Source organism: Stenotrophomonas sp. SMYL20, assembly GCF_036320045.1.
Taxonomy (GTDB): Bacteria; Pseudomonadota; Gammaproteobacteria; order Xanthomonadales; family Xanthomonadaceae; genus Stenotrophomonas; species Stenotrophomonas maltophilia_A.
In genome coordinates, this window is the sequence record NZ_JAWIRT010000001.1 from 103,352 (window position 1) to 126,916 (window position 23,565).

20 protein-coding genes and 1 pseudogene are annotated in these 23,565 nt (G+C 66.1%); 11 read left to right on the forward strand and 10 right to left on the reverse strand.

All coding sequences use genetic code 11. The annotated features are described in order from the left end of the window. Positions 1–50 precede the first annotated feature (50 nt). Both V3B48_RS00440 and V3B48_RS00445 read left to right on the forward strand, forming a co-directional pair. Positions 51–1,703, forward strand: coding sequence for an ABC transporter ATP-binding protein (locus V3B48_RS00440; protein WP_329892929.1), 1,653 nt, complete (start codon positions 51–53; stop codon positions 1,701–1,703). 89 nt (positions 1,704–1,792) lie between these two features. Then, on the forward strand, positions 1,793–2,959 hold the full coding sequence (locus tag V3B48_RS00445) for a serine hydrolase domain-containing protein (RefSeq protein ID WP_329892930.1): 1,167 nt from the start codon (positions 1,793–1,795) through the stop codon (positions 2,957–2,959). 26 nt (positions 2,960–2,985) lie between these two features. Here the strand turns inward: V3B48_RS00445 and V3B48_RS00450 are convergent, their stop codons facing one another. After that, positions 2,986–4,233 (reverse strand): arsenic transporter, encoded by a 1,248-nt coding sequence (locus tag V3B48_RS00450; protein WP_329892931.1) that lies wholly within the window; start codon positions 4,231–4,233, stop codon positions 2,986–2,988. A 142-nt stretch (positions 4,234–4,375) separates the two neighbouring features. Here V3B48_RS00450 and V3B48_RS00455 point away from each other — a divergent pair, with 142 nt between their 5' ends. The 3 genes and pseudogenes from V3B48_RS00455 (at position 4,376) to V3B48_RS00465 (ending at position 6,380) form a co-directional block, all read left to right on the forward strand. Next, on the forward strand, positions 4,376–4,690 hold the full coding sequence (locus V3B48_RS00455) for a hypothetical protein (RefSeq protein WP_239506091.1): 315 nt from the start codon (positions 4,376–4,378) through the stop codon (positions 4,688–4,690). A 91-nt stretch (positions 4,691–4,781) separates the two neighbouring features. Continuing rightward, positions 4,782–5,174 (forward strand): annotated as a pseudogene (locus V3B48_RS00460) (hypothetical protein); the annotation flags it as partial. A 177-nt stretch (positions 5,175–5,351) separates the two neighbouring features. Then, complete coding sequence (locus V3B48_RS00465) at positions 5,352–6,380, forward strand: tetratricopeptide repeat protein (RefSeq protein WP_329892932.1); 1,029 nt, start codon at positions 5,352–5,354, stop codon at positions 6,378–6,380. A 55-nt stretch (positions 6,381–6,435) separates the two neighbouring features. Here the strand turns inward: V3B48_RS00465 and V3B48_RS00470 are convergent, their stop codons facing one another. From V3B48_RS00470 to msuE, 3 genes are read right to left on the reverse strand one after another with little or no spacing between them, the layout of a single operon-like run. Continuing rightward, the gene (locus tag V3B48_RS00470) at positions 6,436–7,470 is read right to left on the reverse strand and encodes a methionine synthase (RefSeq protein ID WP_329892933.1); all 1,035 of its coding nucleotides are present in this window, start codon (positions 7,468–7,470) and stop codon (positions 6,436–6,438) included. A 38-nt stretch (positions 7,471–7,508) separates the two neighbouring features. After that, complete coding sequence (locus tag V3B48_RS00475; RefSeq protein WP_329892934.1) at positions 7,509–8,486, reverse strand: DUF1852 domain-containing protein; 978 nt, start codon at positions 8,484–8,486, stop codon at positions 7,509–7,511. 58 nt (positions 8,487–8,544) lie between these two features. Continuing rightward, positions 8,545–9,126 carry an FMN reductase gene (gene msuE, locus V3B48_RS00480; protein ID WP_125893154.1) on the reverse strand — a complete coding sequence of 194 codons (582 nt, stop codon included), beginning with the start codon at positions 9,124–9,126 and terminating at the stop codon, positions 8,545–8,547. 175 nt (positions 9,127–9,301) lie between these two features. Here msuE and V3B48_RS00485 point away from each other — a divergent pair, with 175 nt between their 5' ends. Further along, on the forward strand, positions 9,302–10,216 hold the full coding sequence (locus tag V3B48_RS00485; RefSeq protein WP_032127269.1) for a LysR family transcriptional regulator: 915 nt from the start codon (positions 9,302–9,304) through the stop codon (positions 10,214–10,216). After that, entirely contained in the window at positions 10,216–11,085 is an 870-nt protein-coding gene (locus V3B48_RS00490) for a methylenetetrahydrofolate reductase (RefSeq protein ID WP_329892935.1), read from the forward strand. The genes V3B48_RS00485 and V3B48_RS00490 overlap by 1 nt, the downstream gene beginning before the upstream one ends. A 31-nt stretch (positions 11,086–11,116) precedes the next feature. On the opposite strand, the gene V3B48_RS00495 is transcribed toward V3B48_RS00490, so the two are convergent. Further along, on the reverse strand, positions 11,117–11,395 hold the full coding sequence (locus V3B48_RS00495) for a hypothetical protein (protein WP_329892936.1): 279 nt from the start codon (positions 11,393–11,395) through the stop codon (positions 11,117–11,119). A gap of 189 nt (positions 11,396–11,584) precedes the next feature. On the opposite strand from V3B48_RS00495, the gene V3B48_RS00500 reads away from it, so the two are divergent. Together V3B48_RS00500 and V3B48_RS00505 are read left to right on the forward strand one after the other, a co-directional pair. After that, positions 11,585–12,418: a trypsin-like serine protease gene (locus tag V3B48_RS00500; RefSeq protein WP_329892937.1), complete on the forward strand. Its 834-nt coding sequence runs from the start codon at positions 11,585–11,587 to the stop codon at positions 12,416–12,418. Positions 12,419–12,506: 88 nt separating this feature from the next. Continuing rightward, positions 12,507–13,034 carry a DUF6622 family protein gene (locus tag V3B48_RS00505; protein ID WP_329892938.1) on the forward strand — a complete coding sequence of 176 codons (528 nt, stop codon included), beginning with the start codon at positions 12,507–12,509 and terminating at the stop codon, positions 13,032–13,034. Between the two features lie 75 nt (positions 13,035–13,109). On the opposite strand, the gene V3B48_RS00510 is transcribed toward V3B48_RS00505, so the two are convergent. From V3B48_RS00510 to ptsP, 4 genes are all read right to left on the reverse strand, one after another. Continuing rightward, the gene (locus tag V3B48_RS00510; RefSeq protein WP_329892939.1) at positions 13,110–14,363 is read right to left on the reverse strand and encodes a carbohydrate porin; all 1,254 of its coding nucleotides are present in this window, start codon (positions 14,361–14,363) and stop codon (positions 13,110–13,112) included. A 14-nt stretch (positions 14,364–14,377) separates the two neighbouring features. Next, a complete protein-coding gene (locus V3B48_RS00515) occupies positions 14,378–16,084 on the reverse strand; it encodes a fructose-specific PTS transporter subunit EIIC (protein WP_329892940.1) in 1,707 nt (568 codons plus the stop codon). 74 nt (positions 16,085–16,158) lie between these two features. Then, entirely contained in the window at positions 16,159–17,115 is a 957-nt protein-coding gene (gene pfkB / locus V3B48_RS00520) for a 1-phosphofructokinase (RefSeq protein WP_329892941.1), read from the reverse strand. Then, positions 17,112–19,622 carry a phosphoenolpyruvate--protein phosphotransferase gene (gene ptsP / locus V3B48_RS00525; RefSeq protein ID WP_329892942.1) on the reverse strand — a complete coding sequence of 837 codons (2,511 nt, stop codon included), beginning with the start codon at positions 19,620–19,622 and terminating at the stop codon, positions 17,112–17,114. The genes pfkB and ptsP overlap by 4 nt, the downstream gene beginning before the upstream one ends. Positions 19,623–19,778: 156 nt before the next feature. Between ptsP and V3B48_RS00530 the strand changes: the two genes are divergently transcribed. Continuing rightward, positions 19,779–20,762 (forward strand): LacI family DNA-binding transcriptional regulator, encoded by a 984-nt coding sequence (locus tag V3B48_RS00530; RefSeq protein WP_110712379.1) that lies wholly within the window; start codon positions 19,779–19,781, stop codon positions 20,760–20,762. Between the two features lie 145 nt (positions 20,763–20,907). Here the strand turns inward: V3B48_RS00530 and V3B48_RS00535 are convergent, their stop codons facing one another. Beyond that, positions 20,908–22,470, reverse strand: coding sequence for an MFS transporter (locus V3B48_RS00535; protein WP_329892943.1), 1,563 nt, complete (start codon positions 22,468–22,470; stop codon positions 20,908–20,910). A 151-nt stretch (positions 22,471–22,621) separates the two neighbouring features. Here V3B48_RS00535 and V3B48_RS00540 point away from each other — a divergent pair, with 151 nt between their 5' ends. After that, entirely contained in the window at positions 22,622–23,503 is an 882-nt protein-coding gene (locus V3B48_RS00540; protein ID WP_121503304.1) for a LysR family transcriptional regulator, read from the forward strand. The last annotated feature ends 62 nt before the right edge of the window (positions 23,504–23,565 follow it).

A 23,565-nucleotide genomic window follows, 5' to 3' on the forward strand; every position in this document is an offset into this window, starting at 1 on the left:
TATGTTATAGCATATCATTCTGGGGTTGAGTCCACGCCGGAACCAGGCCGATGAAGAAGACTGCTGTTCCGCCGCCCGTCGCTGAAATCCTGGGCACGTACTGGAAGGCTGACCGCAGGCTGCTGCTGCTCATCGCCGGCAGTGTCGTGCTGTCCAGCCTGGCCAATGTTGCGGCGCCCTATCTTTTCTCACGCCTGATCGACCGTCTGCCCATCGACGGGGTCGGCGCTCTCGCGAGCGGCTTCCTGCTGTATGCGGTCATGCTTGGCGCTGGCAGCGCCCTGCAGAACACCGTGCAGTACCTGTCGTTCCTCAGCGGCGAGAATCTTGGCTTCATCACCAGTACCCGCTACTTCGCCCGTCTGCTGAAGAAGACCAACAGCTTCTTCCTGGAGTACAACGCCGCCGAGCTGCAGGTTGCAGGGGAGAAAGGCCGTGGCGCGCTGAAGATCGTGGTGCAGCTGGGGCTGGTGGCCTTCATTCCCAGCGCGCTGCAGATCCTGCTGACGCTGATAACGCTGGGTGCGTTGATCAACCTGCAGGTGGTGGCCATCGTGCTGGCCTACGGCACGGTAGCCGTCACGCTTTCCGCCATCGCTACCCGGCGCGCACGCATCCATCGCGAAGCTGCGGTCGAGGCCGGCCAGCAGAACGCGCGCTTCGTCGGCAATGCCATGAATGCCATGGAGACGCTGCGCCAGTTCGGCGGCAGCGCCTGGATGGTGCAGCGCTTCGAGCAGAAGGCCCAGGAGGTGCGCGACAGCTGGCGCGCCTACGTACTACAGCGGATCGGCTTCATTGCGCTGCTGGGCATCGGCCTGGCGGTCGAGTTCATCGTTACCTTCCATCTGTTGCTGCCGCGCTACCAGAGCGGCGGTCTGAGCGTCGGCGACATCGTCCTGTTCAATCTGCTGCTGCTCCAGCTCAACATGCCGTTCGAGATGATCGCCCGTTCGATCGATGACGTCGCGCGCTCGTGGAGCATGCTGGCTCCGCTTTCCACCTTGTGGGCGGCGCCCGAGGAGCAGCAGGTGGCCGATGCCCAGCGCTTTGCGGGTGAAAACGGCCGGCTGGCGTTCGAGCGGGTCAGCCACCGCTATGGCAACGGTCGCGGGGTAAGCGATGTGTCCTTCGAGGCCGAACGTGGCGGCATCAATTTCCTGATCGGGCCGACCGGGGCAGGGAAGTCGACGCTGTTCAAGCTCGCCCTGAAATCGATCGATCCCCAGCGTGGCCGGATCCTGGTCGATGGCCTTGACCTGTCCCTGATCGACCGTGCGGCCTGGCATGCCGCTGTCGCGGTGGTTCCGCAGGATGTCATCCTGCTCAACGAAAGCCTGGCCGACAACATCCTGTTGGGGCGCGCACGCGATGATGATCGGCTGCAGCGTGCCGCACGCAAGTCTGCGATCCTGCCGTTGATCGAGGCGCTGCCCGAGGGCCTTGAAACCACCGTGGGCGAGCGGGGCCTGAAGTTGTCCGGCGGGGAGCGCCAACGCATCGCGATTGCCCGTGCACTGTATGGCGAGCCGGCGATTCTGTTCCTGGACGAGGCCAGCTCCGCGCTGGATGAGGCCACTGAACGCGAGATCATGGACCATATCCGCGCACTGGCGAACGATGTAACCGTAGTGGCCATCACCCATCGGCGCGGTATCGTGAGCCCGACTGACCGGGTGATTGATCTCAGGGGCGATGCTTAGGGCCAGGAGGCGCTCCGCAGCCAGCGTGTTCGCCTCCACAATCGGCTATCGTGAGCGCTCTTTCCTGATCGCCCTTCAAGCGCCAACGCATGGAAGCCACTTCGATGACCGTTCGAAACAGACGTTGGTTTCATGCCTTCGTCGTGTCCGTCGTACTCCTTGGTGCCGGATGCACGGGCGGGAAGGCGCCATCGAAGGAACCGGGGGCAGAGATCGACGAGGTTGCGCAGACCCTGATCGAGCAGCCCTTGCTGCACTCGGCCTCCATTGGCGTGGTGTATCGGGGCAGGACCTTCATCCGCCATCGCGGCGATATGGTGGCCGGTACAGCCGGCGCGCCGACCGATGCCACGCTTTATGAGATCGGCTCACTGAGCAAGACGCTGGCCGGCACCTTGATGGCCAATGCGGTGCTGGAAGGCAGGGTGGGCCTGGAGGATGACGTTCGCACGTACCTGCAGGGCGACTATCCCAACCTGCAGTACCAGGGCCAACCCATCCGCGTCCGCCACCTGCTGTCGCACACCAGTGGCCTGCCGAACATGCTGCCGGAGCGCGCGAACACGGTACTGGAGGACTTTACCGATCACCGCACGCCGGGCGAGCTCAATGCGCTCTACGCGCGCTACGGCAAGCCGGATTTCCTCCGGGACCTGCACGCTGTGCAGATCCCGCGGATGCCAGGCAAGGAGTACGCCTACTCCAGCGCAGGGACCGAGCTGGCGGCGCATGTTCTGGAGGTGGCCTACAAGACCGACTACGCGTCACTGCTGCGTGGCTTCTTCAGCGACTCCGCGGCGATGACCGGCCTCCGGATCAGGCTGGATGATGCCGAAGCGCCGCGGTTGGCGGCCGGCTATCACAGCGACAATCCCGTACCGACCACGCCGATGCCGCAGTTGCCATGGGGCGCTTCCGGAAACGTCAAAGCAACCGTCCCGGACATGGTGAAGTACCTTCGGTTCCAACTGGCCAATGGGCCGGTGGTAAAGGAATCGCATCGCGCCCTGGCCAGATTCGACGACGAGTTCAGCATCGGCTACTTCTGGAACATCGTCGCCGGCGATCGCCAGAAGGGCGTCTACTATGCCCATCACGGTGGCGTACCGCGCTCACAGTGCTACATCTACATCATGCCCGAGCACGATCTGGGCATCTTCGTGATCACCAACCAGAGTGGCGACCAGACCGCGCATGCCATGGAAGCGGCGATCGATGCCCTGGTCGGGAAGATTGCTGCAGGCAAGACCCCATAGTCCGGGTGGCGCCCGGCAGCCCCCGGCTAGAGCAGCAACAGTGCCCCGATCAGCGCAGGCGGCATCACCAGCGCGCCGACGCGCAGGAAGTCGAGCGCGCTGACATGCTCGCCCTCGCGGCGCAGCGCCACCAGCCACAGCATCGTGGCCAACGAGCCGGTCACCGACAGGTTGGGGCCCAGGTCCACGCCGACCAGCAATGCGGCGCGCGTCTGCGCCGGCAGGTCGGCCATCTGGCCCAGCGAGCCTGCGGCGAGGCCGACCGGCAGATTGTTGGCCACGTTGCTCAGCAGCGCGGCCGCGGCACCGGCCAGCCAGCTGGCCCGGTGTGGCGATGCCTGCGCCACGGCCTGCAGCGCGCTGGCCGCCGCCTGGATGACACCGGTCTGTGCCACCGCTTCCACCAGCACGAACAGGCCGGCCACCAGCGGCAGTACGCCCCATGACACATGGCGCAGCAGCGGCAACGGGCTGCGTCGTTGGCGCATCGCCACCAGTGCCACACTCAGCGTGCCTGCGCAGAACGTGGCCAGGCCGAGTGGGCCGTTCAGTGCGGAGGTCACCAGCAGCACGGTGCCGGTGAACAACACGCCCAGCGCGCTCAGCCGCCCGCCTTCGGTCAGCGGGCGATGCGCCGGCGCCGCCACCAGCGGCTGCGCGATCTCGCGCCGATGCACCCAGCGCAGCACCAGATAGGTGGCGCCGATCGCGGCCAGCGACGGCAGCGCGAACTGTGCCAGCCACTGCATCAAGGGCGGCATGTGCTGGCCGTACACCACCAGGTTGGCCGGGTTGGAAATGGGCAGCACGAAGCTGGCCGCATTGGCGATGAACGCACAGACGAACAGATAGGGCAGGGGGTTGGCACGGGCCGCCTTGCAGGCGGCGTAGACCGCCGGGGTCAGCACCACCGCCGTGGCATCGTTGGAAAGGAACACGGTCACCAGCGTGCCGACCAGGAACACCAGGTCGAACAGGCGTCGTCCCGAGCCACCCGCATGGCGGACCGCGTACAACGCCAGCCAGTCGAACAGGCCTTCGCGCCGGGCCAGCTCGGCCAGCACCATCATGCCGACCAGGAACAGATAGACATCGCGGCCCTCGGCCACCGCGTGCAAGGTCGTGCCGAGCGACACCGCTCCCAGCAGTGGAAGCAGAAGGGCAGCCCCCAGTGCCCACACATATTCCGGAATGCGGAACGGCCGGAACAGCAGGCCGACGGTGGCAACGACCACGGCCGCCCAGATGAGGAAAGAGGAGTAGGAAACGAGCATCGGGCGGGGGGTCTCAGCGGCGCCGACGCGTACCTCGCAGGAGCGCGCCCGCTGCAATCACGGTGGTTCGGGGAAGGCGGCATCATACCCTGCGAGCCGCACCTGGGCTGTAGCGCCGAGCCCAGGCTCGGCTGTTTGCCGCGTGCCGCTGGCACGCACGCTCCGCGAACGTTTTCTTCGGGCGTTCTTCACCACCACCCCGCATAAGGTGGGAGCCATTCAAGGCGTTGCGGTGGACTCAACGATGTTCGAATACCAGGACTGGACCTTCAACGCCAATGGCCGAACCCTGGTGGCCCGGGTGGAACTGGATGGCGACGGCGGCGGCACCATCAACCGTTACCGGCTGTCCCCCGGGCCTGCCCAGTCCGGGCTGTGCATCAAGGTGGCCTCGCAGGAGGAAGCCGCCAAGAGGCTCGAAACCGAGGTGGAGAAACTGCTCGGCCCAGAGTGGTAAAGAGGGCTTCGCTGCGGCAGAAGCGTTGTGAGGTTGCCAGCGCCACTCCGCAATCTCAGTCCATGCGACGGCCGACCGTATTCTTCCGGCCATGCATTCGCCCTCCAGCCCTCCCGATTTCATGACGGCCCGCCGGCCCTCCGGCTGGGTGCAGAGCGGTGACCGCTGGGACCTGTGGTGGAACGGCCGCTGCGTGGCCAACATCGTGCCGCATGCCGTGCTCGGTGTCCGCCTGTTCCTCGACGCGCGGAAAATGTCACAGACCAAGGTGGTGGCTGCCCCAAATGCGCGGCAGGCCAAGCGCTACGCCGAACGCTGGTGCGCCGCCCGGCTCTGCCCGCAGTTGCGGTTGCGCGATGCGGTGGCGCGGCTGTTGGATGCCGGTACTCCACCACCTTCCGCGCTCACGCGGGAGCAGCGGCAGCAGGCCCGCCGCCTGGCCGAGGCCGGGTCGCGCGAGATGGGCCGGATCAAGGAGGCGCTGGCGCTGAGACGGACCCCTGCGATGTCGCGAGCGCAGGAGCAGGCACGCCCGCTACCCAGATAGAACCTCGGCCACGTGGTCCTGCGCGCACCTATAATGCCGCCCCCGGCCCCGATCACTTGCTGATCAAGGCACCTGCCGGGTCTACCTGCGGCATCCATCTGGAGTTGATCAAGAATGCAGACGTTCACGGAAGAATGGATTGGCGCCCTGCGGCGCGTCGCACTCTGTGCGGGACTGGCTGCCCTGGCCTGCAGCACGCCTGCGCTTGGCAATGACAACGCAGCCGAGCGGGATCGCGTGATGGCTGCGGCGAAGACCGGCAACGCGGAAGCCCAGAATGAACTTGGGGACAGGTATCTGCGCGGCGCAGGCGTCGACAGGGACGCAGCGAAGGCAGCGGACTGGTACCGCAAGGCGGCCGATCAGGGCTATGCGCCGGCACAGTCCATGCTGGGTGTGCTGTATCTGCGAGGCAATGGCGTGCCGAAGGATTCCGCTCAGGCCCTGCACTGGGTACGCAAGGCTGCCGATCAGGGCAATGCGGACGCACAGTCCGATCTCGGGATCATGTACCTGCAGGGCCTGGGCCCGCAGCAGGATGATGCCCAGGCTGTCCTGTGGCTCCGCCGAGCCGCTGAACTCGGCTCGCCGGCCGGGCAGTACAGCCTTGCCAATCTCTATCAGAAGGGACGCGCCGGCCTCACGAAAGACGAGGCCCAGGCCATGCAGTGGTATGCCAGGGCAGCCGTGCAGGAGCTCGGCCTAGCGGGAGTCAAGGAGGCCCGTCTGGAGCTGTGCCTGAATCGCAAGGAGAACGAGGTGTGGTGTGCCGAGATGGACACGCCCGGCGCGTTTGGCCCGGTTGAAGCATTCACAGCGGCTGCCGATGGCGGTGATGTGGAGGCGCAGACCAGGCTCGCCCTGATGTATGCCAAGGGTATCAGCGTACAGAAGGATGAAGCCCGATCCGCCGACCTGTATCGCAAGGCGGCAATGGCGGGCTACGCGCCTGCACAGGCCGAGCTGGGATACCTGTACTCCATCGGGCATGGGGTGCCCAAGGACCAGGATGAGGACATCTACTGGACTTGTGAGGCTGCAGCGCAGGGAAATCGCAGGGCGATCCGCAATCTGGCCATCAAGCAGACCTACGATCTGTTCGATCCGAAGGAGTGCCCCGAGCGACGCGCGCGCAAGCGCTGAGTGCCGATGCGTCCGGACCCCGCATAGAGGTCCGGACGCTGATCTCTTTCAGCGACTACGCCGAGAGCTCCTCACGCACCATCCTGGCCCCTTCGCTGAGCGCACGCAGCTTGCCCCGTGCCACGTCACGGGCCAGCGGCGCCATGCCGCAGTTGGTGCTCGGGTAGAGCTTGTCGGCGTCCACGAACTGCAGCGCCTTGCGCAGAGTGTTGGCCACTTCCTCGGCCGTCTCCACCGTGCTGGAGGCCACGTCGATGGCGCCCACCATCACCTTCTTGCCGCGCACCAGCTCGATCAGATCGATCGGCACGTGCGAGTTGTGGCATTCCAGCGAGATGATGTCGAGGTTGGAGGTCTGCAGCTTCGGGAACGACTCTTCATACTGGCGCCACTCCGAGCCCAGCGTCTGCTTCCAGTCGGTGTTGGCCTTGATGCCGTAGCCGTAGCAGATGTGCACGGCGGTCTCGCACTTCAGTCCTTCGATCGCACGCTCCAGTGCGGCCACGCCCCAGTCGTTCACTTCGTCGAAGAACACGTTGAAGGCGGGCTCGTCGAACTGGATGATGTCGACGCCAGCGGCTTCGAGCTCCCTCGCTTCCTCGTTGAGGATCTTCGCGAATTCCCAGGCCAGCTTCTCTCGGCTCTTGTAGTGCGCGTCGTACAGGGTGTCGATCATGGTCATCGGCCCGGGTAGTGCCCACTTGATCGGCTGCGTGGTCTGCCGGCGCAGGAACTTCGCATCCTCCACGAACACCGGCTTGGGGCGGCTCACGGCGCCGACCACGGTCGGCACGCTGGCGTCGTAGCGGTTGCGGATGCGCACGGTTTCGCGCTTCTCGAAATCGACGCCGTTGAGGTGCTCGATGAACGTGGTAACGAAGTGCTGCCGGGTCTGCTCACCGTCGCTGACGATATCGATGCCGGCGTGCTGCTGTTCCTGCAGGGACAGGCGCAGGGCATCCTGCTTGCCTTCGGTCAGTCCTTCATCCTGCAGCTTCCAGGGCGACCAGAGCTTTTCGGGCTCTGCCAGCCAGGAGGGCTTGGGCAGGCTGCCGGCGGTGGAGGTAGGGAGCAGTTTCTTCGTCGACATTGCGTTCTGTGTCCTGGGGCGAATGGAGAATCGGTAAATCAGCGGGCAGTCCACTGCTCAAGCACGGCGCGATACGGCTTGATGAAGTGCTCTTCGGTGAATTTGCCCTGCTTGACCGCCAGCTGACTGCGCTCTTCGCGGTCGTAGACGATGCGGGTGGAGGAGTAGTCCTGGTGCTTCAGGCTGGGCTGGTAGACCTTGCCGGCCACGGAATTGGCGTTGTAGATCTCCGGCCGGTAGATCTTCTGGAATGCCTCCATCGTGCTGATGGTGCCGATCAGTTCCAGGTTCGAGTAGTCGCCCAGCAGGTCGCCCTGGAAGTAGAACGCCAGCGGCGCGACGCTGCCCGGCGGCATGAAATAGCGCACCTGCAGGCCCATCTTGTCGAAGTACTGGTCGGTGGGGGAGAACTCGCCCTGGCGATACTCCACGCCCAGGATGGGATGGTGGTTCTCGGTACGATGGTAGGTCTTGCTGCTGGAGACGCTGATGCAGATCACCGGCGCCTTGCTGAAATTGGCGCGGTAGGCCTCCGATTCCAGGAAGTGCTGGAACAGCTTGCCGTGAAGATCACCGAAGCCTTCCGGAATGCCGAAGGTGGCCTTTCCCTCGTTGCTGGCCGGCAGTACCACGCTGAAGTCGTAGTCGCGCACATAGGACGAGAAGTTGTTGCCGACGATGCCCTCGGTGCGCGCGCCGGTGTGCGTGTCGACAATGGTCGGGCGCAGCACTTCGATCAGCGGGAACGGATCGCTGCCATCGGCTCCATCGATGTGCATCTCCACCGAGATGATGTCCAGCTCAACGGCGTAGCGGTCCGCACTCGGGTTGTCCCAGTGCGCCAGGTCGTTGAAGCGGTTGTTGATCATGCTGATCGTGTTGCGCAGGTTCTCCCGGCGGGACTCGCCGCGAGCGAGGTTGGCGAAGTTGGTGGTGATGCGCGTGCCGTCAGCGGGCTGGTAGTCCTCGTTGAAAGGGATGCGCGTGATGCTGAAGGTGAAGTTCTCGGTCGTCATGGGCGGCGTTCCGGGTTGCGGAGGTGACATCCGAATGCGGGTCGCTGGCATTCGGCATTCAAAGGACTGCAGCGGCCTCGGCAGTGGCAGGCGCTGCGCGATGGGACAGGGCAAGCAGGGGCATCGCCCGCTGCACCGCCAGCCGTGCGCGCTGGATCAGAGCGTCGTTGTGCACGCGGCCCTCGGCGAAATCGCGGTCGGTGGCGTAGACGCCGAGGGGTAGGGTGCGCGCCTGGAAGAAGCTGAAGAGCGGCCGCAGCTGATGATCGATCACCAGTGCGTGGCGCTCGCTGCCGCCGGTGGCGGCCAGCAGGATGGGGGTGTCGACCAGCGCATCCTGGTGGATGAAATCGAAGAAGTGCTTGAACAGGCCGGTGTACGAGCCGCGGTAGACCGGCGTGGCCACCACCAGTACGTCTGCCTGTTCAACGGCCACCAGCTGCCGCTCCACAGCCTCGGGCAGCTGCGAGCGCCACAGCGCACCGGCCAGCTGCGGCGCCAGTTCGCCCAGCTCGATCAGGTGCGGCTCGCAGGCAACGTCCTCGCCGATCAGGTCCAGCAGGTACTCGGCCAGGGTTGCAGCCCTGGAGGGGCGCTGCAGTCCGCCTGAAACGGCGACGATACGGAGGGGGCGGGTCATCTGTTCGCTTTCAGCAGGGGAGGGGCTCCTTCGGGCAATCTGCGGGGGCGCAGTCCTGCAGGCCGGCGAGGTGACCGGGCTGGCAGGCAACCGAAGGCATGACCCGATCCTAGCCATGCCCTTCCATGACGTAAAATGGTATTACTTCACCAATCCATGAGCGGGATTCATCGTCATGCTGGAACGGATCCACCTCAGCATCGTGCAGCAGGTCGAGCAGCAGGGCTCGCTGACCGCTGCCGCCGGCGTACTCAACCTGACCCAGTCAGCCCTGAGCCACAGCATGAAGAAACTGGAACAGCAGCTCGGCACCGATGTCTGGCTGCGCGAAGGCCGCAGCCTGCGCCTGACCCAGGCCGGGCAGTACCTGCTGGCGGTGGCCAACCGCGTGCTGCCGCAGCTGGACCTGGCCGAAGAGCGGCTGGGCCAGTTCGCACAGGGCGAGCGCGGCGCACTGCGCATCGGCATGGAATGCCATCCCTGCTACCAGTGGCTGCTGAAGATCGTCTCGCCCTACCTGGCCGCCTGGCCGGACGTGGATGTGGACGTCAAGCAGAAGTTCCAGTTCGGTGGCATCGGCGCGCTGTTCGGCTACGAGATCGACCTGCTGGTCACGCCCGATCCGCTGCTGAAGCCGGGCCTGAAGTTCGTGCCCGTCTTTGACTACGAGCAGGTGCTGGTGGTGGCCAAGGGCCATGCACTGGCCAAGGTGGACCACGTAAAGCCGCGCCAGCTCGGCCAGGAAGTGCTGATCAGCTACCCGGTACCGTTCGAGCGCCTGGATATCTACAACCAGTTCCTGCTGCCGGCCGGCATTACGCCGCGGCGCCACAAGACCATCGAAACCACCGACATCATGATGCAGATGGTGGCCAGCGGCCGTGGTGTGGCCGCGATGCCGCGCTGGCTGGTGGAGGAGTATGCCGCGCGCATGGACGTGGTGCCGGTGCGCCTGGGGGCGAAGGGCATTCCCAAGCAGATCTACCTGGGCGCGCGCGAGGCGGATACGGGTATCGACTATCTGCAGGCCTTCGTCGAGCTGGCGCGGAACAGCACGCCGATCGCCGGCAATGCAGGCGGAGCCCGTTGATGCCCGCACCTGGATCGCAGCGGGCGGACGCCTTCATCGACGCGTTTTCTCTGGAAGTGAGCGCGAAGGCCATGCCGGCACTGCGCGCGGAAGCGGAGCGCATCGCTCCGGGAACGACGATCTCGATCCCTTACCTGGCGAGCGAGGACGACGACGCCCGGCTGGCGGCCGCGCGCACGGTGCGCGAACTCGGCTTCGAGCCGATGCCGCATCTCTCTGCCCGCCGCATCGGGTCGCGTGCGGCACTTGAGCGGTTCCTGGAACGCGCCGCCAGCGAAGCGGGGGTAGAGACGTGCCTGCTTATCGCGGGTGATCTTTCCACGCCCGCAGGTCCGTATGCCGACAGTACTTCGATCATCGAGACTGGCCTTCTTGAACGTTGCGGCATCAAGGTTGTTGCCATGGGCGGGCATCCGGAAGGGCATCCGGTGATGACCGCCGAGGATCGATGGCGCGTGTTGGAACGCAAATGCCAGGCCATCGAAGTGCAGGGCATGGCGCCGTTGATCATCACCCAGTTCGCCTTCGATGCCGATATCGTGCTGGCCTGGCTGGATGCGCTGCGCGCCCGTGGCATCACGGTGCCAGTGCTGGTGGGCGTGCCGGGGCCGGCCAGCATTGCGCGGCTGGCGCGCTACGCCGCGATGTGCGGCGTGGGTGCCAGTGCATCGATGCTGGCGCGGTACGGCATCTCGATCGGCCGGCTGCTGGGAACGGCAGGGCCGGAGGTGTTCATGGATCGCCTGCTGAGTGGGCTGACGGACGCCCATGGCCCGGTCAGCCCGCACTTCTTCCCGTTCGGTGGCATTGCGCCATCACTGGGCTGGATAGAGCGGTACCGGCGGCGCACGTCGGCCGCCAGCGTTTGATGCTCTATCGATGATCGCGTGGCTGGGCCCTTCAGCCCGGCAGTTCGCACTTCATCTTGCCGTCCACGTAGTACGGCTTGGGTACGTTTGGGTTCTCGCTGGTCTTCTCGAAGACCACCTCGAAGGAAGCCGCATCGGGCGAGCCCTTGCGGTCGGTGCACGCGTCCTGCAGCTTCTTCTTGACCGCCGCGATGCCCGCATCGCGATTGGCGCCGTCGGCGCTGTTGGTCAGGTTCACGCTCTCGGCGGAGGCCAGGGGGCTCAGTGCCAACAGGCAGCCGGTCAACATCAGGGTGCGCAGCTTGGTCATGGTCATACCTCGTGGGTCTGCAATGAGGTCCCAGCATAGAGGCAGGCTGTTAAAGGCCCGTGGCCGCCCCGGTTTCGTAGCCGGTTCTGCGGCATTCGTCGTCGAACACGTGAGGTTGGTCGGACGTTTTCCCTTCGCGGGAGGTGTTCGGCTAGGCTGCAGCGACTGACCGCAAGGATGAAGGCCCCCATGATCCGCTGGCTGTTCCTCGCGCTTGCCGCGCTGCCGCTCGCTGCCGGGGCCGTGGTCATCCGCCACGACGTGGACGATGCCCGCTACCGGATCGAGGGATCAGAATTTCCCGCCCTGGCCGACATGCCGGGTGAAGGGCAGGGCGTTCTGATCGCCCCACAGTGGGTGCTGACGGCAGCGCATGCCGCACCGATGGAAGGGATGGGGCTGACCATCGCCATCAACGGCAGGGACTACGGCGTGGAGCGCGTGTTCGTGCACCCCGGCTACAGCAGAATGCCTGACGCATTGGGCAAGGAGGCTATGGCAACGGGAAGCCCGGCGAAGATCCACGCGTTCCTGGCCGGATCGGATGACATTGCGCTGATCAGGCTCACAGCCCCAGTGAGCGACGTGCAGCCCGTGGCGCTGTATCGCGGCAGCGCCGAGGTCACGCAGATCGCCGCCTTGATCGGGAAGGGCGCCACTGGCAATGGTGCGATGGGACTGGTGCCGGGCGGACCGCATCGCACTACGCTGCGGCGGGCATACAACGCGATTACCGGCGGCAATGATCGCTATCTCTGGTATCGGTTCGATGCCCCGCCACAGGGCCTGCCGCTTGAAGGTGTGCTCGGTAACGGGGACAGCGGCGGCCCATTGCTGATCAAGGATCACGGCGTCTGGCAGCTGGTGGGGCTGGGCTCCTGGATCACCGCGGTTCCCGAGCATGCCCTTGAGGCCGGCTTCTACGGGCAGGTGGTGCACAACGTTCGGGTATCGCGCTATGTGGGTTGGATCGAGAGCGTCCTGAGTGCGCCCGATTACCGCCCAGTAACACCCGAAGACTGACAGCTGTCACTGGCTGCAACCCGGGCGGAAGCGAATAGTGGGCGCCAAGGCGAGGGCACCTCGCCACCAACCACCAAGGCGACCGCTCATGAACATGCTCCAGCAACTCACCACGCAGACGCCGATCTGGGTCTGGCTGCTCCTGGCGTTCCTGGTCACGCGTGGCATCGCCGCCATGAAACCGGGTGAGACTTCGTTACAGAAGCTGGCGATCGTGCCCGTCCTGTTCGCCGTGTGGGGCGCGTGGTCGATCAGTCATCGCTTCGGCGCCTCGCTGACCGCCTGGGGCGAGTGGTTGGTCGGCATCGGCACCGGGGCAGCACTGGGATGGCTGCTGCTGGGCCACGTGAAGCTGACCCTGGATGGCGCTACCGGAAAGCTCTGGCGCAACGCGGACTTCAGCCTGCTGCCGCTGCTGCTGATCACCTTCCTGGTGAAGTACGGCTTCGAAGTCGCATTTGCGGTGTCGCCGTCGCTGACCGCCAACGCCGGCTTCAGCGCCGCCTACCTGCTGCTGGCAGGCGGATTCACCGGCCTCTTCATCGGCAAGTACTGCCGCTATCTGGCCTCGTTGCGACTGGACGCAGCGGGGAAGGGGCTGGAGGTCGCAGGCTGAATCCCACTCCGCCGTGATGCATCACATTAATAGCCCGGGAGGGTAGTGCCGACTGCTGGCCGGCACCCCATGTCCCTACAGGCTCCAATCAACCCGCATGCCGGCGATCAACGCATTCGGCAGGTCCCGCTGGCGGGCAGGTTCGTTGAACTGGTCCGGATGCACGATGTAGTGCAGGTTCGGTGCGATCCGGAGCTGCGGGGTGAGCTGGATGCCATAGCTCAGTTCCATCATGACCTGGCTCCCGTGCGGCGTGCCGCTACCGCCTGCCGCGGCGCGGGCAAGGCGCAGGTTCTCCAAGGCGATGCCGCTGTACTTCTGCTGGGTCACAACGAAAGCGATGCTGTCCTGCGGCCGGCCGGCGAACGTGCCTTTCTGCACCACGCCCGCCTGCAGGAAATGATCCTCGATCAACTGGCCGGAGGTGCCCTTGAGCGCCGCACCGAACAGGGTCAGGCCGCGCCCGGCACCATCCCCGGTGAGTTGCTGCTCGAAGCGGGCGAACACCCCGGAACGGCCACGGCGGTTCGCATAGTCCTGGCCGCTGAGCAGCGCCGGGGCGCCGTTGGCATCGCGCAGCGGATCCAGATAGGTCGAGTTGTCCTGCCAGCCACCGAGTTCGTAGCGGGCTTTCAGTCGTGCCGAAGCAGGGCTGCGCCAACCGAGCGTATAGGGCACGATCCAGCCGGTGGCCTGACTGGTACTCCATTTCAGGCCGTGCTGGCCGTCCTCGGCCTGGCTGGGGTCGACCTGGTAGGCACCGACGCGCACATAGACATCGGGCGTCACCCAGGCCGTGGCATCGGCCATCCAGCTCGATACCGGCCACCAGGTGAAATTGCTGGTGCGGAACACGTAGGTCGGGTTGCCGCAGGCCGAATTACCCTGGAAGTACTGGCACAGCTCCGAACCGAGGTGATGGATGTTGGCCACGCTGCGCCCGGCTTCCAGCACCAATCGGTCGTTCAGCAGTTTCTGTTCAAGCGTCAGGTTGGCCAGGCGCGTGCCCTGGCCGCCGTAGATTTCCTGCACCGAGGTGCTGTTGCCAGTGCTGCTGTTGGCCAGGTTGGTGCCATGGCGGTTGATACCGTAGGCCTTGATCGTCGCGCCCCGCCATCCAAACGCAGCATCCAGGTTCACGTCGGCGCCGAACATCAGCTGGCCGGCATACGCCGTGCCGCTGCGCTTGCCGCCGTCGAGCGTGGCAGCTGCTTCACCGGTGTACGCCAGCTTGGGGGTGAAAACGTCGCTCGTGCCGGCGGCTGCGGCCACGGACGGCAGGGCCAGCAGGATCGCTACCGGCAACAGGCGGCGGGAAGAGCAGATCATGGGCGAGGTTCCTTTTACAGGGTGGGAGCCGTGACCGGCTTCTTGAGGACGCGCAGCGCGACCGCGGTGACGGCCACGCCGGCCACCAGCGCTATCAGGTAGATGCCAAGGTGGGTGACCGCATTCGGGATCGGCAGCACGAACACCCCGCCGTGCGGCACCTTCAGCTCGACGCCTGCGGCCATCGAGATCGCACCGGCCACGGCAGAGCCAAGGATCAGCGCTGGAATGGTGCGCAGCGGATCGCGTGCGGCGTAGGGGATCGCACCCTCGGTCACGAAGCTGAGGCCGAGCACGCCCGCGGCACCGGCCGTGCCACGCTCCTCGGCAGTGAAGCGGTTGCTGAACAGCCACGTTGCCAGTGCGATGCCCAGCGGCGGCGTCATGCCGCCGATCATCGTCGCGGCCATCGGCGTATAGACCTGGCTGGAGATCAGTGCGGTGGAGAATGCATAGGAGGCCTTGTTGACCGGCCCGCCCATGTCCACCGCCATCATTCCGCCCAGCAGCAGGCCGAGCAGGATCGCGCTGCTGCCCTGCATGCCGCGCAACCAGTCGGTCAGCCAGGCCAGCAGTCCGGCGACCGGGGTGCCGATCACATACATCATCAGCAAGCCGACCAGCAGCGTGCCCAGCACCGGCAGGATCAACACCGGCTTGAGGCCTTCCAGGCTGCGCGGCAGGCGCAGCGCACGATTGATCCAGTGCACACCGTAGCCGGCGATGAAGCCGGCCAGGATGCCGCCGATGAAGCCCGCATCCATGTTGACTGCCACCAGTCCGCCGATCATGCCCGGCGCGATACCCGGGCGATCGGCGATGGAGTAGGCGATGTAACCGGCCAGCGCCGGCACCATCAACATGAAGCCGGACTTGGCGCCGATCTGGAACAGCGACCAAGCCAGCGTGCCCTTGTGTGCATCGTCGAAGGCATAGATGCCGCCGAGCGCGAACGCCAGTGCGATCAGCAGGCCACCGGCAGTGACGAACGGCAGCATGAACGACACGCCGGTCATCAGGTGCTTGTAGGGACCGGTGACCTTGGCCTTTTCGGTGGTGCGGCCTGAAGCCGCCGTACCCGCCTGCACGCTGGCCTCGGCCAGCGCCTTGCGGATCAGGCTCTGGCCGTCATTGATCGCCGGCTTGGTGCCGCTCTTGAACAGGCGTTTGCCAGCAAAGCGTGACAGATCGACTTCGCGGTCGGCGGCGATCAGCACCAGGTCGGCGGCAGCGACTTCTTCGTCGCTCAATGCGTCCTGCGCGCCGACCGAGCCCTGGGTTTCCACCCGGATCGCGTGGCCCAATGCCTTGGCGGCTTGCTGCAGGCCTTCGGCCGCCATGAACGTGTGGGCGATGCCGGTCGGGCAGGAGGTAACGGCGACGATGTGCTTGCTGGCGTCCGGGGCGGGCGCGGTTCCGGACGTCGCGGCAAGCTGCGCCAGCACGGCAAGCGGGTCGTCCAGCACCTCACCGAGGCTGGCGCGTACGATCTGGGCGCTGCCGAAGCGCGCGGCATCCGCCTCGCCGTCACCCACCAGCAGCAGCTGCGTTGCGGCGGCGGCCTGCGTGGCGGGCAGTGCCCCGGTCACGCCCTGGTCGCTGCGAATTTCGATCGCCAGTTCAGCGCCTTGCTGGCGGGCGGCGCGGCGCAGCGCTTCGGCGGCAAGAACCGCCTCGATGCTGCGTTCGCCGGCGGCGATGACTACGGTGGAAGCTTGCATGGGCGCTCCTGGAATTCTTCGGGTTCGTCCTTGCAGGAGGGGGCGGGCCAGCCGCAGCTCCCTCTGCAGGGGTTTCAATCCAACCGCTCGATCAGTACATCGCCGGTCCACGCGCGCACCTGCGCCGGGTCCAGTCGTCGCGCGTCGCCGCTCTCCAGCCGGCTCATCGAGAACGCCGTCGCCAATCGGGCGCAACCCGTCAGATCCAGGGAGGGCTCCAGCAAGGCGGCGGCAATGCCGGCGACCATGGCATCGCCAGCACCGACCGTGCTGCCGCGTGCCAGTCGCGGCGGTCGCGCGATCAGGGCGCCGCTGCGATCAATGAACAACGCGCCGTCGGCGCCCATCGAGATCGCCACAAGCGCAACTCCGCGTTCAACCAAGGCGTGGCCTGCGGCCCGCAGGGCGCTGCGATCCGGCAGCGGCGTACCGGTCCAAGCCTCCAGTTCGTGGCGGTTGGGCTTGATCGCGTAGGGCAGTGCGCCCTGTGCGCCGCTCAATGCGGCGGCCAGCGCGTCGCCACTGGTATCGAGCAGTACGCGCGCACCGGCGGCGCTCGCCTGCGCCTGCAGTCTCGCCCATGCATCGGCTGGCAGCCCGGACGGCAGGCTGCCGGACAGCACCACCGGCAGGTCCGGCTGGAGCAGGGCGTCGAGTCGGCGCGATACCGCGTCCAGATCGGCATCACGCAGTGACAGGCCGGGCAGGTTGATGTCGGTGGTCTCGCCGTTGGCCTCTTCGACCAGCTTGATGTTGGTGCGGGTGCGGCCCGCAATGCGCAGGCAAGCGTCTGCGATGCCGCGCTCGGCGAACAACGCGCTGAACACGCCGCCGTTGCCATTGCCGAGCACGCCCATCGCGGTGGTCGGCACGCCCCAATCGGCCAGGCAGGCGGCCACGTTGATGCCCTTGCCACCGGCGTCGTCGCGGGAACTGCGGGCGCGATGCACGTGACCCGGTTGCAGGTGCGCCAGCCGCACGGTCTGGTCGATCGCCGGGTTCAGGGTAATGGTGACGGCACGGGCGCTCACGCGCGCGCTCCATCAAGGGCGCGCACCTGCTCTGCGGTTTCGCAGTCCAGCGCGGTAGTGGCCAGCGCTTGCAGATCGGCCATCGCGTTGCCACGCAGGCGTGCCTTCACCGCTGGGATGTCGTTCGGGGTCATCGACAGTTCGTCCACGCCCAGGCCGGCCAGCAGCATTGCGCCAAAGGGATCCCCCGCCAGGCCGCCGCAGACCCCAACCCAGCGCCCATGCAGGCGTGCGCCTTCCACCGTGGCGCGGATCGCGCGCAGCACGGCCGGGTGCAGGCTGTCGGCCTCGGCGGCGAGTTCCGGGTTCTGGCGGTCGATCGCCAGCACGTACTGGGTCAGGTCGTTGGTGCCGATCGAGAAGAAGTCGGCATGGCGCGCCAGTACATCGCTCTGGGCTGCTGCGGCAGGGACTTCAATCATGATCCCGATCGGCACGTCGGGTGCCTCAAGCGCGGCGCGCAACCGTTCGCAGATGGCGCGCAGTGCGATCAGCTCGGGCACCGAGGTGATCATCGGAAACATGATGGACAGGCGTGCGCCGTCCTTCGCCGCGCGATACAGCGCACGCAGCTGTGGTTCCAGCAGGTCGGGGCGGCGCAGCAGCAGGCGCGCGCCACGCACGCCGAGGAACGGATTTTCCTCGCGTGGCAGCTCCAGGTGAGCGACCTGCTTGTCGCCACCGATATCGAGCGCGCGCACGATCAGCGGGCGGCCGTCGAGTGCCTTGGCCATCGCCACGTACGTGGCGTACTGCTCATCCTCGCTGGGCGTGCTCCCGCGCTCGAGGAACAGGAATTCGGTGCGCATCAGGCCGACGCCTTCCGCGCCCTGCTCCAGTGCCAGCGGCACCTGCTCGGGCAGGTTGACGTTGGCGCCGATGTCGATGCGGTGGCCGTCAGGGGTCTGTGCCGGCTGCGCGCGTTGCGCCGCTTCACGCTCGCGAATCTGCTGCTGTTCGGCGATCCACGCACGGGCCGAGGCGAGATCGGCCTCGGACGGAGACAGATAGAGGCGCCCGCTGCTGCCATCGATGATCGCCTCGCGGCCCGGGCTGATCGCCAGCAGCTCCGCGCCCGCGGCGACCAGCGCCGGCAGGCCCAGCGTGCGCGAGAGGATCGCGGTGTGCGAGGTCGGCCCGCCCAGCGCGGTGGCGAGGCCAAGCACGCGACCGGTATCGAGGTTGGCCGTGTCGGAGGGCGACAGATCAGCAGCGAGCAGGATGCAAGGATGTGCAGGCAGGTCGGCAAGGCCGCCACCCGCCGCGGACGGATCAAGCTGTGCCAGTACGCGCCGGCCCACGTCACGCAGGTCGGCGGCGCGCGCGGCCAACACCGGGTTGCCCAGGGCAGCCAGCCCGGAGGCGATCTGCTCGATGGCCTTGTGCCAGGACCATGCAACGCCATGGCCTTCGACCATCAGCTGGCAGGTACGGGTAATCAGATCGGTGTCGTCGAGCAGCGCGGCCTGCGCCTTGAAGATTGCCGCATCCGAGGCGCCGAGCCGACGCTGGGTGTCGTCCTGCAGTGCAGCCAGCTGCTGGCGGGTGCGGCTGAGCGCCTCCTGCAGGCGTGCGCCGCCTTCGCCGAGCGGGGTGGGGCGGTCAGCAACGTCGGCATGCGTGCTGGCCAGCACATGCACCGGGCCGATCGCCAGGCCTGGGCTGGCGCCGATGCCGACGATCGCCGCCTGTGCGTCGGGCGGATTCCAGCCCGCAACCGGCGCGGCCTTGCGCTGCGCCGCGCGCTCGGCATCGGCCCTTTCCTGTGCCACCAGCCCGTCCATGACCTTGCGCAGCGCGGCCAGCAAGGCAGGGGCATCGGCGCCCTCAGCAGACACGCTGACCGCGTCGCCATGGCGCAACCCGAGCTGCAGCAGCGCCACCAGGCTCTTGGCATCGGCAGCCTGATCGCCCGCTCGGACCTGTGCGCGGGCCGCGAAGCCGCGCGCTGTTTCGGCCCAGCGCGTGGCCGGGCGTGCGTGCAGCCCGTTGGGATAGGCGATGGTCCAGTCGAAACGGTCGGCCAGGTCAGTCACCGGCACATTGGGGGCCGTGGTCGCAACATCGCCGGCCAACGCGCTGATGATCTCGCTCGCATCTGCAGTGGTGAACAGGCGCTGCAGCGTTGCGTCATCCTGGATCAGTCGGGTCAGCCGGCGCAGCAGGGTGATGTGGGTATCGGACTGGGCGGCAATGCCGACCACCAGGCGGGTGACCTGGCCCGGATTCCACTCCACGCCTTCCGGAAACTGCAACACGGCAATGCCATCGCGGCGCACCAGGTGGCGGTCCTCGCCCAGCCCGTGCGGAATGGCCACGCCGTGGCCGAGGAAGGTGTTCGCCAACGCCTCGCGACGCCCCATGCTGGCCTCGTAAGCCGGCGCAACGCAGCCGGCGGCGACCAGCATCTGCGCCACCTGGGCGATGGCGTCGGCCTTGTCGAGCGCCCGCGCATCCAGGCGGATCAGTTCCCGGCTGACGGGGGCTGGGGAGGTCAAGGGCTGCAAGGTGGGCTCCGGGAAGGGGGTGCTGTGGCGTATTGGGAACGTTCCCAGTCTTCATTTCAATGTGCACTGCACAAAAAGCCAATAGTCCTTTGGCGTTAGCATTGCCCTGAATGGCCATCCGGCCTCGAACAGCGACAGTTTCCGGGAACGGTTCCAATGAGCATCAGCATCAACGACGTCGCGCGCGTGGCGGGGGTCTCCAAGTCCACGGTGTCGCGCGTGCTCGGCGGCGGCCCGGTCAGCGAGGCCGTGCGTGGCCGGGTGGAGGCGGCGATCCGCCAGACCGGCTATCACCCCAACCTGCAGGCACGGCGCCTGCGTGCCCGGCACACCGGCATCATCGGGCTGATCGTGGCGGACATCCGCAACCCGTTCTTCACGGCGCTGATCCGAGCGGTGGAGGAGGTTGCCTATCGCGAAGGCCTGCGCGTCACCCTCTGCAACACCGACGAGGACCCCGAGCGCGAGGCGCTGTATCTGCAGTTGATGCACGAGGAGCGCATCAGTGGACTGATCTTCGCGCCCACCCGGACCACGGTGGGCCGGCTGGAGCGGCTCACACTGGACTATCCCACGGTGCTGGTGGACCGCGCCGCACCCGGCGGATCGATCGACAGCGTGGTGCTCGACAATCCGGCCGCGATGGCGGGCCTGGTCGAGCATCTGGTCGCGCGCGGCTATCGCCGCATCGGCGGCCTGTTCGGCAGCACCAGCACCACGGCGGCCGAACGTCGCGACGGCTATCTCGCTGCGATGCGTACACATGGGCTTCAGCCGGATTACCGCGAGGTTGAGCCCACGGCTGAAGCGGCCATTGCAACGGTCGATCAGTGGCTGGCCGGCCCATCGCGGCCGGAGGCGCTGGTCGCCAGCAACAGCCTGCTGCTCATGGGAGCGTTGAAGGCCGCCCGCAGTGCAGGTCTGGCAATTCCGGACGCGCTGGCGCTGGCGGGTTTTGACAACGAACGCTGGACCGAGCTGGTCGAACCGGGCATCACCGTGATCGAACAGCCGGTCGAAGAGATGGGGCGCGCAGCGATGTCGCTGTTGCTTGAGCGCCTGCGCGCGCCGGAGCTGCCGGTACGCCGGCTGGTGATGACCGGCCGGTGCGTGGTGAGGGGATCAACGGCCTTGCGATGACCTCGCGGCTGTTTGCGGCCGTCCATCGATGGATACCCTCGCGTACATGTAGGTCATGGCTGCTCCTTCGCCCGGCCCCATTCCGCCGATGATCGTGGCCGGTTTTACGAACAGGCGTCGCACGCTTGGGCGCAGCATGTTCAGCTCAATCCTCAGATGTCGTCTGGCAGTTTCGATTCCTGGCGGACGATGTGATCCCGGGATGACCGCCCCGGAACGTAAGCGCACTGACAACGGCCAGGGCACAGGCACAAGCGCCCGCGTAAACCATGGCCAGTCGGTAGCCGAAAAGCAGCGACTGATGCGCTACGTCAAGGGACACTGCCTGGCCAGTGGCCGCCAGCTCATCCAGGTGCGCAGTACCTGCGGACAATCCCTCCGCAAGCGACCGCAGATGCGAAGGGTCACCGCCGGGCAGGTTCGTTTCAAGTGCGTAGTAGGTACCTTTCACCAGAATCAACCCCACCACCGCGATGTTGATGGCCAGGCTGATGAATCTGGCGCTGGTGTCCATGCCGGATGCCATGCCGGCGCGATCGCTGGGCACGGAACTGGTCGTCGTGTTGGTGACGGGCGTATTGATCACGCCCAGGCCCGAGCCCGCAAGAATGCAGCCTGGCAGCAGGGTCAACCAGCTCGCGTTCTCCGCGCCTGCACCGATCGCCATCATGAGCATCCCGCCGCCCATGGCAAACATCCCAGCGGGGATCACGCGCTCAGGCCCGAAGCGCACAGCGAGACGCTCGCCGTAAGGCGGCAGCAGCAGCGACGGCAATGTGTATGCCAGAACAGACAGGCCGGTCGCGATGCTTGAGTAGCCAAGTCCGTGCTGGAAGAACAGTGGCAGGTACACCATCAGTGGCCAGAAGCTGAAGTTCATGCCCATCGAGCCCAGCAATGCGCCCGAGAAGCGCCGGTTGCCGAAGATGGAAAAATCGAACATCGGGTCCGGCGCCCTGCGCTCGACCGCGATGAATACCGCCAGGCTGATGACGGCAACCAGAGCGGCCACCATGGAAGAGGCGCTTGCAAGGCCTGCAGGAATGCCCTGGGTGATGTACCAGGTGAAGGAAAAGACGGCCACTGACAGCGAGACGATTCCTGCAAGGTCCAGTTTCCGCTGGCTTGGCGCCCACGATTCCCGGATGCCCAGAACGGCGAGAGCCGTCGCGCCCACTGCCAGGGGCGCATGCACCAGGAACACCCAGCTCCAGCTGCTGATGACAACAACGCCAGCACCAATGACCGGCCCGAAACCCAGCCCTATGCCAAAGACCACGCCCCAGATGCCAAAGGCCTTGGCGCGCTGTGCGGAGTCACTGAACTGATGGGAAAGCACTGTAAACACGCAGACCAGCATTGCGCCTCCCGCCGCACCCTGCAGCGATCGAGCCACGATCAACGCCGTTCCGCTTCGAGCAAGACCGCAGGCCAGGGATGTGATGCCGAACAGCAACAGGCTGATCACGAAGATGCGCTTGCGCCCGTACCGATCCGCCAGTGCGCCAGCGGCCATCAGCACCGTCGTGCAGGCGAGGGTGTAGGCATTCATGATCCACTGCAGGCCGCTGAAGCTGCTGCCAAGCTCTGTCTCCAGAATCGGCAGGATGACCGGCACGCTGGAGATTTCCAGCCCGAACATCAGGGAAGCCAAGCACGCCGCAGAAAGCGTCAGGCGGTCTCGAGCAGCAGATGAAAGGGAAGTCATGGGTCTCCTCAGGCAGGTCCGGGATCTGGCGCACTGCCGGGTCGACTGCAGCTGCGCGTTTCAAGTGAGCGGCCATCTTGGAGGGACTTCCATGATGATAAAAATGATTTGATTTAATAGAATTGATCAATCCTCATCATGGATTGCCCCGGTGTTCTTTGACCCCGACCTGCTGCGCGCCTTTGTCGCCGTCGTAGAGACCGGCGGCTTCACCAAGGCGGGTGAGCGCATGAACCTCAGCCAGTCCGCCATCAGCCACCAGATCCGGAAGCTGGAAGAGCAGGCGGGCAGCGCCTTGCTGAAACGGACCACGAGAAGCGTGACACTCACCGAAGACGGCGAAGACTTCCTGCGACATGCCGAGCAGATTCTTGCTGCCCAGAGCCTGCTGGTTCGCCGGTTCCAGAGGGCTCCCGTTACCGGGGCAGTGCGCCTGGGTGTGCCGGAGACCTATGCCGGCGACCGGCTGACCGCAATGCTGTCGCGCTTCTCCCGCAGGTTCCCCGCGGTGCGGCTGGATGTGGCCGTGGAGTCCTATGGGGCGCTGAACGAACAGATACAGGCGGGAACACTCGACCTGGCGGTGAACCTGTTCCTGCGGGAGGACGTTGAGTGGCCGGTTCTGAGGCGGACACGTTTCGTCTGGGCCATCGGTTCGGGATTTGAGCACGAACCGGAAAAGACGCTGCCACTCGCACTCGCGCCCAGCCCGTGCATGCACCGCGACGTGTGCATCGGAGCACTTGTTGAAGCCGGCCTGGAATGGCGCGTCACCTTTACCTCGGCGAACCAGCAGGGCCTGCGATCGGCTGCAAAGTCCGGGCTCGCCATCACTGTCGCTCTTCAGGATGACATCCAGGATGGCCTGATGATTGCGGGCAGTGGACTGGGCCTTCCTGTGCTCCCCGCAGCGAGCTTCCGGCTGATGCGCAGTGCAGCCGTGCGGACGCCTGCGATCGAAGCGTTGGAGGAACAATTGCTTCGCGCAGGCGATGGCGCGTGTTCGGTCCGCGCACTCGGCGCGGTGGGCTGAAGCGCAGCGCACGCACATTCCAGACCAAGCAGTCCATAACCGGCCTTCCACGTCGAAGTAGC

What these genes read in the sequence shown, in the direction of transcription:
- V3B48_RS00440 (WP_329892929.1), top strand. Translation starts at nt 51, where the DNA reads ATGAAGAAGACTGCTGTTCCGCCGCCCGTCGCTGAAATCCTGGGCACG.
- V3B48_RS00445 (WP_329892930.1), top strand. Translation starts at nt 1,793, where the DNA reads ATGGAAGCCACTTCGATGACCGTTCGAAACAGACGTTGGTTTCATGCC.
- V3B48_RS00450 (WP_329892931.1), bottom strand. Translation starts at nt 4,233, where the DNA reads ATGCTCGTTTCCTACTCCTCTTTCCTCATCTGGGCGGCCGTGGTCGTT.
- V3B48_RS00465 (WP_329892932.1), top strand. Translation starts at nt 5,352, where the DNA reads ATGCAGACGTTCACGGAAGAATGGATTGGCGCCCTGCGGCGCGTCGCA.
- V3B48_RS00470 (WP_329892933.1), bottom strand. Translation starts at nt 7,470, where the DNA reads ATGTCGACGAAGAAACTGCTCCCTACCTCCACCGCCGGCAGCCTGCCC.
- V3B48_RS00475 (WP_329892934.1), bottom strand. Translation starts at nt 8,486, where the DNA reads ATGACGACCGAGAACTTCACCTTCAGCATCACGCGCATCCCTTTCAAC.
- msuE (WP_125893154.1), bottom strand. Translation starts at nt 9,126, where the DNA reads ATGACCCGCCCCCTCCGTATCGTCGCCGTTTCAGGCGGACTGCAGCGC.
- V3B48_RS00485 (WP_032127269.1), top strand. Translation starts at nt 9,302, where the DNA reads ATGCTGGAACGGATCCACCTCAGCATCGTGCAGCAGGTCGAGCAGCAG.
- V3B48_RS00490 (WP_329892935.1), top strand. Translation starts at nt 10,216, where the DNA reads ATGCCCGCACCTGGATCGCAGCGGGCGGACGCCTTCATCGACGCGTTT.
- V3B48_RS00495 (WP_329892936.1), bottom strand. Translation starts at nt 11,395, where the DNA reads ATGACCAAGCTGCGCACCCTGATGTTGACCGGCTGCCTGTTGGCACTG.
- V3B48_RS00500 (WP_329892937.1), top strand. Translation starts at nt 11,585, where the DNA reads ATGATCCGCTGGCTGTTCCTCGCGCTTGCCGCGCTGCCGCTCGCTGCC.
- V3B48_RS00505 (WP_329892938.1), top strand. Translation starts at nt 12,507, where the DNA reads ATGAACATGCTCCAGCAACTCACCACGCAGACGCCGATCTGGGTCTGG.
- V3B48_RS00510 (WP_329892939.1), bottom strand. Translation starts at nt 14,363, where the DNA reads ATGATCTGCTCTTCCCGCCGCCTGTTGCCGGTAGCGATCCTGCTGGCC.
- V3B48_RS00515 (WP_329892940.1), bottom strand. Translation starts at nt 16,084, where the DNA reads ATGCAAGCTTCCACCGTAGTCATCGCCGCCGGCGAACGCAGCATCGAG.
- V3B48_RS00530 (WP_110712379.1), top strand. Translation starts at nt 19,779, where the DNA reads ATGAGCATCAGCATCAACGACGTCGCGCGCGTGGCGGGGGTCTCCAAG.
- V3B48_RS00535 (WP_329892943.1), bottom strand. Translation starts at nt 22,470, where the DNA reads ATGACTTCCCTTTCATCTGCTGCTCGAGACCGCCTGACGCTTTCTGCG.